This window comes from Streptomyces sp. NBC_00859 (genome assembly GCF_045161865.1).
Classification (GTDB): Bacteria; Actinomycetota; Actinomycetes; order Streptomycetales; family Streptomycetaceae; genus Streptomyces.
The window spans coordinates 39,062-51,450 of sequence record NZ_CP108826.1; the positions used below are offsets into that span (position 1 = coordinate 39,062).

The 12,389-nt window shown below is 66.9% G+C and carries 8 protein-coding genes; all 8 read right to left on the reverse strand.

Annotated elements, in window-relative coordinates; translation table 11 throughout:
* Positions 1–288: 288 nt before the first annotated feature.
* The 8 genes from OG584_RS00185 to OG584_RS00220 all read right to left on the reverse strand — a co-directional run bounded on the left by OG584_RS00185 (position 289) and on the right by OG584_RS00220 (position 11,255).
* Positions 289–2,118 (reverse strand): hypothetical protein, encoded by a 1,830-nt coding sequence (locus tag OG584_RS00185; RefSeq protein WP_405773684.1) that lies wholly within the window; start codon positions 2,116–2,118, stop codon positions 289–291.
* Between the two features lie 1,617 nt (positions 2,119–3,735).
* On the reverse strand, positions 3,736–5,658 hold the full coding sequence (locus OG584_RS00190) for a hypothetical protein (protein ID WP_405773686.1): 1,923 nt from the start codon (positions 5,656–5,658) through the stop codon (positions 3,736–3,738).
* A gap of 400 nt (positions 5,659–6,058) precedes the next feature.
* Positions 6,059–7,129, reverse strand: a complete 1,071-nt coding sequence (locus tag OG584_RS00195) for a YaaC family protein (RefSeq protein WP_405773688.1) — start codon at positions 7,127–7,129, stop codon at positions 6,059–6,061.
* Positions 7,130–7,556: 427 nt separating this feature from the next.
* Positions 7,557–8,324, reverse strand: a complete 768-nt coding sequence (locus OG584_RS00200; RefSeq protein WP_405773690.1) for a hypothetical protein — start codon at positions 8,322–8,324, stop codon at positions 7,557–7,559.
* Between the two features lie 396 nt (positions 8,325–8,720).
* A complete protein-coding gene (locus OG584_RS00205; protein ID WP_405773692.1) occupies positions 8,721–8,927 on the reverse strand; it encodes a hypothetical protein in 207 nt (68 codons plus the stop codon).
* A gap of 127 nt (positions 8,928–9,054) precedes the next feature.
* The gene (locus tag OG584_RS00210; protein WP_405773694.1) at positions 9,055–9,822 is read right to left on the reverse strand and encodes a transposase; all 768 of its coding nucleotides are present in this window, start codon (positions 9,820–9,822) and stop codon (positions 9,055–9,057) included.
* Between the two features lie 29 nt (positions 9,823–9,851).
* On the reverse strand, positions 9,852–10,322 hold the full coding sequence (locus tag OG584_RS00215; RefSeq protein ID WP_405773696.1) for a hypothetical protein: 471 nt from the start codon (positions 10,320–10,322) through the stop codon (positions 9,852–9,854).
* An 87-nt stretch (positions 10,323–10,409) separates the two neighbouring features.
* Complete coding sequence (locus tag OG584_RS00220; RefSeq protein WP_405773698.1) at positions 10,410–11,255, reverse strand: hypothetical protein; 846 nt, start codon at positions 11,253–11,255, stop codon at positions 10,410–10,412.
* Between the last annotated feature and the right edge of the window lie 1,134 nt (positions 11,256–12,389).

A 12,389-nucleotide genomic window follows, 5' to 3' on the forward strand; every position in this document is an offset into this window, starting at 1 on the left:
TCGGCCGACACCCCTCGGGGGGCGAGTCGCGGTTTGCGATCTGGTAGCACCGCCCGCGAGCGGGCACGATGCCTCTCCGGTGCACCGGCCGCCGCGGCAATCTGGTACTGGCACCACTGACAAGGGGTGGCTGCTTGCCGTTCGGGCCCGTCAGGCGACCTTCTCCTCGCCCGCGGTACCGATCGGCTTTCCCAATCGACGGTGGGCTTGTCCTCGGGCGGCGCTTAGCGGAAGGAGGGGAGCTTATGAGGCTTCGCGGCTTGAGGAAGGAGCGCGAGCTCGGGCTGGTCAGAGGCTGTCGTCAGCTTCGGATCGGGCGTGGGGGATCACCAGACGGTGGCTGTCATGGACGGTACTCACAATGGAGGGAGACGGCGGCAGCTCCTGCGCGGTGGCCAGGACGATCTGGGCCTCATCCGCCGCTGTCGTGGTGATGACCTGCAAAGTCTGGGTGATCAGACGTTCGCCTTCCGCGCCGCCTCCCAGTCCGTCCAGGGGTGCATCGAGCCACTGGGCGGTGGGCAGCAGCACGCCGGGGAGGGTGCGGGATGCTTCGAAGAAGGTCAGGTGGAGGCCAGCATTCGCGATGTTGACCAGGCCGGCCGAGCGGGCCACCTGCTTGATGGTGCGGCCGTTCAGTTTCGGAGCGAAGGTCCGTGGGTCGATGCTGGCATGCCGGATCTTGTCCGGCGCCATTGGAATGACCTTCTCCGCGAAGATCACTGATAGTTCCTTCGCCATCTGTTCCCGAACGTGCTGCGCATCGCCTTCGGCCGCCGTCCACGCCTCGCGGGCGTCTTGCGCGTCGTGCTCAGCCCGTTGGAAAGCACGGTCGAGTTCGGTGATGCGGGTCAGTTCCTTGCGCCGTTCCCGCACGGCGGCGGTCGCGGCCCGGTACCCGGCCGCAGCGGCTTCTGCCCTGGACTTGCCCTGCTCGCGCGGGGTGATTTCCGCCGCTCGGTAGGTGTCGGACCGGGCCGCGGCCTGCTGGGCGTTGTCTCCCGCCGTGCGGCGGGCGTCGACGGTGTGCTGAGCGTTGGTCTGTGCAGCTGTCAGTGCCTGTTCGACGGCCGCCAGGGCCGATCGGGCGGCAGCCTCCTTCTGCATCCTGCGCGTCAGGCGCCCTGCCTGGCCGGGGTCGCTCTGTCGGCACAGCCCACACGTGGGGCCCGGTCCGTTGCGCTGCTGGAGTGGCTGTTCACAATCGGGGCAGTGAGTGCGCGGCTTGGCGTCCTGCTCGGCCTGGGCCAGGACCGCGCGGGCTTGGCCGCGGGCCTGGTAGTGCGGTGCGAGGGCCTGCTGTGCCCGGTCGGCGGCCAGGCCTGCATCGGTCGCCGACTGCAGGGCGCGTGCTGCTTCGCCGACCCGGGCGGCAAGGACGGCCAGGCGGGCCTCGAGTTCACCGTCCAGGCGCGCCGCCTCGGCGTTCGCCGCGTCAAGGGCCTTGGCCAGCCGGGCCTCCTCGGCGTCCAGGTCGACCGAGGTGGGCAGCCCGTCGGCCAGTCGCTGCTCGCGGGCGGTCTTCAATTTGGTGGCGGCCGTTGTGGCACGGCGTTTGGCGGCAGTGGATTGGGCCTTCAGCTTGGCCGCCTGTTCGTCCAGCAGGCCGAAGCACACCTCGATCGTCACGGCGAGGTCCTGCAGGTTCGCTCCGCCGTAGACCATCTGTCCGGCGTAGACCTGCTGCAGGTAGAGCAGGGTCATCACACTGTCGATGGTCACGCTGCCCCGGGCGGTCTCCACCTCGGGAATCCCCATGAGCTCCAGGGTGTAGGAGCCGGCGCTGCGCTCGCCTGCTTCGGGGACGACGGGGAAGGTGTCCACCTCGCCGGTGGCGGGGGCAAGGAAGGTCACTTCCCGGGACTGGAGATCGTGGGTGATGGTCCAGATCCCGGTGTCGAATTCGACGGTGGCGCGCATCGCCTGGGCCTGCCCGGTGACGATGGGGAGCAATTTGACGGAGCGGGCGCCCAGCGTGGCCCAGAATGCGTCGGCCAGGCAACTGCTCCCGGCACCGATGCCGGCCTGGATCTGGCGCAGCATGCCCTCGAGGTGGATGCCCTCCCACGCGCCGTCGATGAGGAATTCCTCTTTGATCCAGCTGAATTTGCCGGGCATGCACCGCTCCGTCACAGGCTGTCGCACGCGGCCGAGATGTGCAGCGTGTCAGGGCCCTAACAGGTCGTGGAACGGTGTGGGTGTCGGTGTCCGGTGCGAAGCGCTCCATCGGGGGAGCCGGTGGTTGTGGGTTGACCTCTGTACGTCGTGCCGTTCCGCGGTCAGGACCACTACGGCCGACGGGCGCGCGGCGGAACCGCCGGATCCGGGGAGGTGCGCATTTGCGCAGAGGCGGCGACCGTGTCCGGGGCGCCGCCACAGCCGTACGCGACGGCGGACTGCCGGCATGCAGGGGCAGGAGGTCGACGTCTCTCGTTCCTTCCCCACGTTCGGGGCGAACATCTCCGCATACAGCGGCGGTTGCTCGGGCGGTAACGGCACGCCCGCCCTCAATCTCTTGCGGTGGCCCGATCGATAATCCGGAGCCGGCCCGCAAGGTACGCATCAGGAGCTCTTTCGCGTGGTGCCAGGACGACGGGGCCGCCATCCGACAGGCGCTGGAAGGCAGCAAGCAGGACATCATCTGAGTCGAACGGACCGGGTCTGCCAGCCTGGACACGGTCCTCCCCACTGCAGCGCGGGCATGCTCTTCCCCGCCGCCAAGGCCCGGGTGCGGGGGCCGTCGACCATGACTTCCCAATAGTGAGTGTCAGCGAACATGTCGTTCAGCTTCTGCCGGCACTCCTCCACGGCCTGCGGCCACCCCTGAGCAGCGCACTGGGCATGCTCGGCCTGCGGCACGCGAAGCCACCACGTGTAGCAGGGATCGTTGTCGCTCCCGTAAGACCCGTCGTCCCTGCACCCTTCGTAGACGCACCCCAGCCGGGCAGCGAACTCCACCATCTCCGCGCGGCTTTCCTCAGCCAACAAAAACCCCATGCCCGCTGACTCATACGGTGCGCTGATCCTCTGTTCAGGATCATCCACGCGGATCCGCCAGACCACCCAGCCGTCCCCGGCCCGCTGCTCCAATGCGACAGCTCCGTTCCGCACGGAAGTCACCTCATCTCGTGTGCCGGCGCCCGCACGACCTGCGGGGCGCCCGGTACAACGACGAGTCGCGGGCCACGATGCGCGGTACGCGGCGCGGGAGCCTCTGTGGGAGCAGGGTGGCGTTCGCGCGCGCATCACGTCCATGCGGGCCAAGGGCTCGTAGCCCGCAGACGTGACCAACTGGACGACATCCCGCTCCATGCCCGACCGCGCCCGCTCCCTGCTCTTTAGAGAAAGCTGATCGCCACGTTCTTCACGGACACGGCTTCCGTCGACGAGGTCGACGCCCGCACCCGGGCCCAGGACTTCCTGGACTTCCGCGCGGACCGGGCCTGGCTGCTGTCCTACCAGGGCACGGACTCCGTCGATCACCGGCTGTTCGGCTTCACGCACCGCACCTTCATGGAGTACTTCGCCGCAGAGGCCCTCGTACGGCGGGCGCGGACACTCGACGAGGTCGTCGAGGAGATGGTTCTCGCCTACGACCGGGACACCAGCTCGGTCCTGGTGGATGTGATCTTCCAGTGCGCCGACGACAAGTACGACGGCGGGGCACGGCCTGGTGGAGGGCGCGCGGGCGTAACGCTCAGGTCCGCCGGCCAGATGACGCCGAGGTGCCGGCGTCTAGGACGGGCGCGTCGTCGGTGCAGTGGGGGTGGGGTAGCGCGCCTGCCAGTAGCCGGCGGCGTCCTGACCTGCCTGCATCGCGGTGAACTCGTCGGTGCGCTGCATGAGCGCGTCAGCGGGCACCGTGCCCTCGATGTAGGACGCGAGACCGAGGTTGAGTGCGCTGCGGCTCAGGAACTCGGCGTAGCTGCGCACGGACTCGACCATCGCGAAGCTGCTGGGATTGCCGTGCACCAGAGCATTGCGGGCCCGCCGGCGTCTGGCTTCCAGCACGGTGCCTTCGGCGGTGTAGTTCGCGATCAGGGCACGGTAGGTGGCGTGGTCGCTCACACTGGCGAGCATGCGTGTGATCCAGGTGCGCTCGGATTCGACGCGAAGGAGCGAGAGCAGTTCGCCCGAGCGGTCGGCGACGAACAGCATCCACGGGCGCGGTGGTTTTCTGGAGAGCCACTCACACCTCAGCTGATGGAGCAGGTTGGCCGGGTCTCCGCCGCCGAGCAGGCACATCCCCACGGCGCGCCGTACATCACTGAGCCACCGGGCATGTGGCCAGCGCCCGCCCAGGAGACCGAACAGGTCGTCGGGGTCGAGTGCTGCGTGTGCCGCGACATGTTGCACCACGCGGTCCGCGAGGGGGATCACACTGCTGATGTCGGCCTGGGAAGGCTCGCGCATCGCCATGTCGCGGCCGAAAGGATAATCCGCGGTGGTCTGTACTTCGAGGGCGGCTGCGAGGAACCGGGGAAGCTCTTCGCGGGCCAGCGCCGAGGCGATCCGCGGCCCGTGCTCCCCGATCGCTCTGCCGGTGATGCCCGCGCCGTAGTGGTCGTCGTGGAAGCCCGTCTCGCGCGGGGAGGCCAGGAAGTTGAAGGAACCGGTCCGGCCGGACCGCAGGAGCCCGTGCTGGGCCAGGTGCGGGCGGATCCCGCCCGAGTTGTGGATCGAGACGTTGAGGATGGTGTCCACCATCCGCACGGCACGGTCCAACGCGCCGGCTGCCGTGGTGATGCCGAGGTCCACGCGCACCAGGAAGTCCACATCGGACTCCTCATCGGCCAGCTTGGCGACCCTGAAGATGAGGTGGTCCTGCACGAGTTCCCAGAGCTCGGCCTTGTGCGCGAAGTCCTGGCCCTCGGGCTCGGCGTTGGGTACTGCCCAGTGGGCGTCCATGAAGGTAACTCGGCCAGCTGACAGGTGGGGAAAGGCCCGGCCCTGATATCCAAGCCATACCACGATCAGTTCGGCGTCAGCCGGCGTGCTGGCGTGGGATCGGGCCTTCGTGATCCGTTCCTCCAGCGGTACGTCCGTCTGCGCGGTGAAGACATGTTCGCGTTTACGGCCGAATGCGACGATCGAGGCGAGGTCGCGGAAGACCCACTCGGCGTTCAGGCCGCGCCTGCGGAGCTGGTCGAAGAGCAGTTCGGCGATCGGGCGGTACTCCCGGCCCTCCAGGGCGCGGTCTTGAGCTGTGGCGACGAGGTCATCCCAGCTGGCACGGACGGCTTCGTCCGCATCAAGCGCTGCGAGGAGCCTTTTCGCGGCCGCAGTCACGCCGGTCCAGATAGGGTCAGTGCGGATGCCCGGCGGCTGCGCCAAAACCGCTTTGGGGCTACTGCTGAGCTGTGCGAAAGCGGATTGGAACGATGCGAGGGCTGCGCCGATGTGTGCTTTCAGCGAGGAGCCGAGCGCGCCGATGGACTCCTCGAAATCGAGCCGCAGCGAGGTGCGGTTGGCGGCCTTCTTCCAGGCATCGACACCACTGGCGAACTCCAGCCACTCCAAGACCTCCTCCACGAGCACACTCAGCGGCAGCACGGTGCTCACGCCGTGGTGACGGTCGAGAGACGAGACGAGCGACTTCTGCCAGTCCGGATCGTCAGCGGACCAATGGTCGCTGACCATGTAATCGATCATCACCATCGGACCGCCTCCCGCACTGTCCCGGCAGCACGCTGGATGGGCTGTTGCGTCACACCCCTGAACCTAAAGACCGCCGCACCCAGGTCGGCGCAGGCGGCAGGTCGCCCGGATTCGGCACACACCCTCGCGTCCCGGCTGTCGCCACGCGCCGCCCCATTGATCACCCGCCCAGCGTATCGACGCCCAGCCCGACCAGCGCCGAAATACGCGCCGCGCTCCCCCAGGCCACCAGACAACGCCGCAGCCTCGACCTAGCCCGCGCCAGCGAACTCGCCGGCGCGGTGCGCTCGGTGCAGGGGTGAGCGCGGGGCCACCCGCCGAAGAGCGACGTGCTCGCGAACCTACGTCCAGGATCAAGACGACCAGGCCGTGGCGCAGTTCTGTGATGCCGCCAGCGGGGTCACAGCACCTCGTCGATGGCCGCAAGAATCAGTTCGGGTACGGCTTTGAGGGCTGCGTCGAGCAGGTACTCGACGGCCACGGCGTCCCTGCTCGTGTTCACGTTGATGTAGGCAGTCCATCGGTCCGGCTGATAGCGGGCAAGCATCGAGAGGGCGAAGAGCACAGCCCACCAGCTGAGCAGCGGGTGGAGTTGACGACCGTCGGACCCCAACTGGGCATGTAGCGTCCGCGCCTGGTCGGTGAGGTGTCGGCCGTTCCACGGCGCAAGGCGCCGGAACTGCTCCCGTGCGGCGCCGTCACGGTTCTCCACCGTCCAGGTGATGCGGCAGCCGATCGTTGCTTCTCGCTCGCTCCAGCTCTCCGGCCCGGCATCTGGAATGGCGCCGGGTCGCCGGAACGCGTAGTCCCCGAGGGCTGGATACTGCGCGAGCCATGCACGCACCTCGGCCTCCCGCTGCCCGGGGTCGGGAATGTTCGCGAGGCTTGCCGGCATGCCCGAAACGATCGCCTGCAGGAAATCGCCCGTCGGCTGGTCATGGGGCATGTCCCAGCTGAGATGGACGAGTGGCCGCGTCGACGACGTGAGAGGCCAGCGCTCTACCTCTTCGATCGTCGACCACAGGTCGGCGAGTCGTGCCGGCTCTGGAAGAGAACGGGAGCCGAGGGCAGCGGCGACCTGCACGAAGGACTCTCTGCCTCTGGCGGAGAGTTTGTCCTTCACCGTCACGAGGCCAAGGTCCGTGCGCGTCATCGAGTTATCGGCAATGACGATGCCGTGGCCGGTGAGTGGGAAGTCATCGTGTGCGACGCCGGCAGCACAGGCATTGACTGCCCGGCCGGCCTGGCTCAAGCCGTAGAACAGCAGCAGCGGACGGGAGGCGGGGCCCGTATCCGCGGCAGCGGTGAACAATTGCTCCGCCTGCTCAAGCGCTGCGCTGAACACTTCTTTACGGGCGCCCTTCGCCGCCCGACCGGGAGGAGCCGCCCGTAGTTCCCGCAGGGCACGCCAGACAGCTTCCGTCGGTGGATAGGTCTGGTCTCGGTAAGTGGGGTATGGCCTTCGTACCATCCGGGCATTGTGCCAGCGGTGATGCCCCGCCAGGAGGGCAGGAAGCCGGGCCGCCTCCACGCCGACAACCGCCGAGACCCTCCTGGTCGGTTCGGCTCTCCGTCCTCGTCACCCGAACGGTCTCCGCTCGGGCGTCGGCGCTGAAGGTGCATGTGACTTGCAGATCCGTGAACTCCGTATCGCCACACCACCTCTTCGGACACGTCGCCCTGACCGCTGTTCACACGACGGGCCACCGAAGAGGTAGTGCAGGAAACACACCGGCCACCAACCGGACGGCGAACAACTACACAACCGCAGTTCATCCTCGACCACGACCACTGGTGGCCCCGCAAAGGTGAGCGGTGAAGGCCGAGAACGTCCGTGGCGCAGAACTGGACAGTGCACCCTGAAATCGAGCTTTGGCGATTGCCAGTCCACCAGATGATTATCGCGTCGCCCCAGGCTGCTGCTGGACTGACTGCATCTGCCTCCATGCCTCTGGCGCAGCGGACATGGCAGCCTGGACTGCTTCCAGGAACGTCTGGGTCTGCCGCTCAACTGGACTGGACCCCAGCTCTCTCAGGCCTTCGCTGCTGTTTCTGCCCAAGAACGCCGAGGCACGTTCCGCCGCCTCCGCGCGTGCCCGCTGACGATGTTCCTCCAGGGCTGCCGCGAATTCAGCAGGCTCCTGCCTGGTGTCGTGGACGAGTACCAGCGCGACGTGTTTGCCCTGGTAGCCCAGCGTCTGAACCCGCCACCCCAGTTGCCGTGCCGCACGGCGCAGCGCGGCACGGATCAGTGGTACTCCGCCTAGGGCCAGGGCATCTGTGGGGTGGAGGTTGGCCTGCAAGGCACCGCCGTAGCCTCCGGCCCCGGCCGGGCTCGTAGCCCGCAGTACGGGGACCAGGGCCTCGGACAGGGCAATGCACCGCGGGTCCGCGGTCAGTGAGGGACGCTTGGCCACCGGAGAGAGCGATAGCGCAGCGGTCTTCGGCTCCGTCGGTGCGGCCTCGGGCTCCGTGGCCGTCGGCATGCCGAGGTGCTGGCGCAGAATGGTCAGAGCCTGCTCCATGCCCGCTTGGTCAAGCCGGGGCGGAAGCAGTCCGGCCTCGCTGCAGGCGATCACGTGAGCCAGGGCTTTTTGGTAGGGCACGGACTGCGCCTGGGCGAAAGCGCGGGCCAGGTGAGTGCGGTGCGTACGGCCAGCAGACATTGTGTTCCCATCGGGCCTGCACAATCGGACACATCCCACCGCAACAATGTCTCCGGCAGACCGCTGGAAGCACGAAGACCAGAGCGGAGCCGATGAAGATCACTGTGGTCCTGGCGGCGGCCGGGTTCACCCGAGGTGGTGGCCCTGCGGGGCGGTGTGCGTCCACAAGTGCAGCCTCCAATATGCCATCCGGAGCCGCCACAGCGCTGGGTTTCTGCCCTCTGCTTGCCAGGAGTGGGACTGAAGAAGACAGCGCAGGTGCCGCCCTTCGGTGTTCCTGCGCAGTCACGCGATGCAGCGGCTGCGAGGACGTCAGCCCCGGCCAGTACGGGTCGACGCCGGGGTGCCGTTCTCTGCAGTGATGCCGGTCGCCGGATTGCTCTCTGATGGGTCGGGTCACTGGAAAGATGCGCTGAGTGTGTGCAGTTCGGCACGGCGAGCTTGAAGGAGTTCCTCGGGTTGACGCAGGGCCGTGTCCAGGAGCCAGACGCCATGGCGGAACGGCTGGAAGCCAATGCTCTGCCACAGGGCAGCGATCTTTTTCTTCGCCTTGCGGCGGTAGGCGTCGGTGACCTGCTCACGGTCGTCGGGATACTCGCCCATGGCGGGGTACACCGCGACCGCGCAGCAGCCTCCGGACAGGCGGCGAATCGCTTCGGCAACTAAGACCTGTCCCGTAAATGATCTCTGCCTGGTGTGGACGTGGGCGGTGACCAGCCCGACCGCTCGTCTATCCGGCGAGGTTGAGGTTGTGCAGGCGGGCGATGCCGAGCATGGCGTGGTGGACGCCGTCGCCCTTGAGGCGGCAGTCGCGGAGGATTTTCCAGGTCTTCATGCGGGCGAAGACGTGCTCTACGCGGGCGCGGACCTGTTTGTGGGACTTGTTGTGGGCGTGTTTCCAGTCGGGCAGTTCCTCGCCGTTGCGGCGCCGGTGTGGCATCACCAGCCCGGTGCCCGGATAGCCGCCGTCGGCGATTGTCATCGTCTTGCCGACGGCGGCCTTCGCGCCGGACTCCTCCCACGCCTTGCAGTCGTTGCGGTTGCCGGGCAGAGGCCGGCCGACCACCACAACGAGCCGAGTGTCGGCGTCGATAACGACCTGGTGGTTCGTGGAGTACCGGTAGTTCTTGGACTGCTCGGCGATGGTGTGGTCGCGGGTGGGCACCAGGGTGCCGTCCACGATGAGCACGGTGTCCTTGCGGAACCGCTTGCGGGGCTGCAGCGCGAGGGACGGGCCGAGGTGGTCGATGATGCGGTCGGCCGCGGACTTCGAGATACCGAAGAGAGGGGCGATCTGGCGCAACGTCAAGTTCGTGCGCCAGTAAGCCGCTACCAGCAGCACCCGGTCCTCCAGCGGAAGAGACCACGGGCGGCCCTTGCGGACCGGATCTGCACCTTCGCGGCGCAGCGCGGTCACCAGCTTGCCGAAGATACGCGGGCTCAGCCCGGTGAACGGGGCTATCCAGGACGGCTCCGACGCCGTGATCACACCAGACACAGCAAGATCATCTCACCTGTGACCAGCAGTTACGGGACAGGTCTTAGGACCGGGCCCAGCCCGAAGCCCCTCCACGCCTTGTCGAGGCTCACCCGGTCAAGAAGCAGCAGGTCACCGACAGGGTGAGTGATCGCTTTCTCGAACGCAGCGCTGTAACCGTCGCGTCCGGATCGGCCGAGGACAGCCGAGGCGATGACTTCGAGATCGCCGGACTCGGCGTCGGCCACTTCCCATCGGTTGTCGCCGGTGTCGTCACGCAGCCTCCACAGGACGAGGCGCCCGACCGTGGTACCCGGGGCGGGAGCAAGGCTGTCCCCGTCGGCCTCGTCGTCCCATTCCTCGTCGCCCTCGAGCCTGTAGGTGACGGCGGCGTACCAGGATTCCAGCGTGTCCTCACTGTCGTAGGGCACCGCGGAATGTCCGTGACCGTAGTGCAGGTGCAGGCGGGCGGGATCGCCCGGAAGCTCAGTGACCGGCCGTTTGGGCCTCGCTACTGTCATGGCACAGAGACTAGAAGCGGTCACTGACACCCCACCGGGAAATGGAACGAACGGAACCTGGGCAACGGCCCCCATGCCCGGCGCGGGCTAGCGGGAGGAAACGGGAGTGATGTACAGGGCATGCATGGGCTTGCGGGCTGTGGCGGGCAGGACCTCGAACCAGGCCTGGCCGTCGTCTAGGTAGCGGTCCAAGCTTCGCCAATAGCGCCACCCCAGGTCCACGAAGACGTCGATGTCCTCGCCTGCTGTACCAGGGACGAGATGCTGGCCGTGCACTTCTACACGGTCCAGGTTCTGGCCAGCCTTTGCCAGATGAGCGAGTGCCGCGCTCGCGGCACGGCGCAGCGGACTGTGCTCTACCCAGCGCTCGTCCAGGAGGGTGCCGTCACGTGGCGCACGGGGCTGGGCGTCGGGGAGGGCGAGGACGGAGACGGCCGCTGTGCCGGCGGTGCACCGGCGGTGGAGGTCGATGCGGACTGGGCGTGGGAGCCGGTCGGCGAGCGCCTCGTACGAGGGCAGGACGTGGTCGCGCGGTGCGCGGCCGGCGGCCGGGTCCAGAGGGATCGCGGCCAGCCGCTGCCGGGCGACGACCGCCGGCTCGCCGCGCTGCCAGAGAAGGAGCAGTGCGATCCCTTCCTCGTTCAGGGCGTTGCGCTCCTGGAACTGAAAGCTGACGCCGCGTCGTCGGCCGCGAAGTGCCTGCCGCATGAGCGCGTAGCCGTCTCGGCCGCTGAAGAGCGCGTTGAGCGTGTGCTGCGTCCAGCGCTCGTCGGTGGTGTGCTGCACCACGACGTCGATGTCATTCACGTTCAGTGCGCCACGGATGTAGGACCCGAAGACATGGATTTCTTCGATTAGGCACACCGGCCAAATGCCCTGCTCCAGGTGGTCGAGCATCTCTTCCAGCACTGTCGTCGCATGTTCACGCTTCATACGTGGCGCCCCTTTACTCTCCGTCAGCACGGCACCGGCGACAGGACTCTAACGCCCGGCAGTGGCAACGCACTTGGTTTCCACGGCAGTGTGCATAGGGGGGTGCCGTGGTGCACGAGGAGTGTCGGACGCGCCGTCCGCTTGCCGGCTTCAGATGCGCTTCCTCACCGTTGCTCTCCTGCGCAGGTGCAGACGCCGATAGGGCCGCGGGGGCAACAGGTTCGAGGTTCCGAAAGATCTCAACTGGTGTTCATGCGGGGCACATCCTCAACCCCGAACGGCTCTTTTTCGACCCACCCCTACTGGCCGCTCCTCAGCCCTGCGCACTCACCGCTCCTAGTGAGTAGTCCCTCGCACACCTCGAAGGCGCAGGTCAGCCCCTCTACCGAACGTAGACATGATCACTTGTACACCAGCCGATTTCCCGTCACCAGGCAAGAATTGCTCACTCCAACTGAGCAATCCGCAGGCCACAGACACCTGGGCACTGCTCACCTTCGAGAGAGCCACGACACCTACGGGCCGTCAAGATGCAGGGTGCTCCGCACCCTTGGTCGCCTTCGGCGCCCTGATGCATCATCACCTTCGGTGACGATGCCGGGCCTCCGGCCCGTAGGTCCGGCCTCCGGCCTGACCTTGGCAGCTGCGAGCAAAAGAGCGGCAGGTACGTCTGTTTGTGCTGGTCAAATGATGTTTCTCGGCATGCTTTCCGTGGTCCTGGTCCTCGTTGCCAGTCCTGCGCCGCTCACATCCCGGGCTCTTCTATTACACTATGCACTCCGAATTGACGACCTGTCAGCCTCTCTCACACGTGGCCACTCTCCAACTCTGGAAGTGCCATAATCTTCCCTGACTGCCCGTCAATTGGTCTATGCCAATCTTAACCCAGAGAGGACACTGAAAACCTTGATGACACCCAGTCAATTCCACGGAGATGAATGCCGCTAAAAAACCTCTACGCAGGAGCCAACTGGGCCTGCGAAGATATCGCCATTCCCCGCTACCAATACGGCCAGAAGCCCATATACGGCGAGGGTCCGAGTCCTCACGGCGGATGCACCCACGGACCGCACTCGACTGGTAGGTCAACGCAAAAGGTGGTGCCTGGCAGGCACCACCTTTATTACGTCCGCT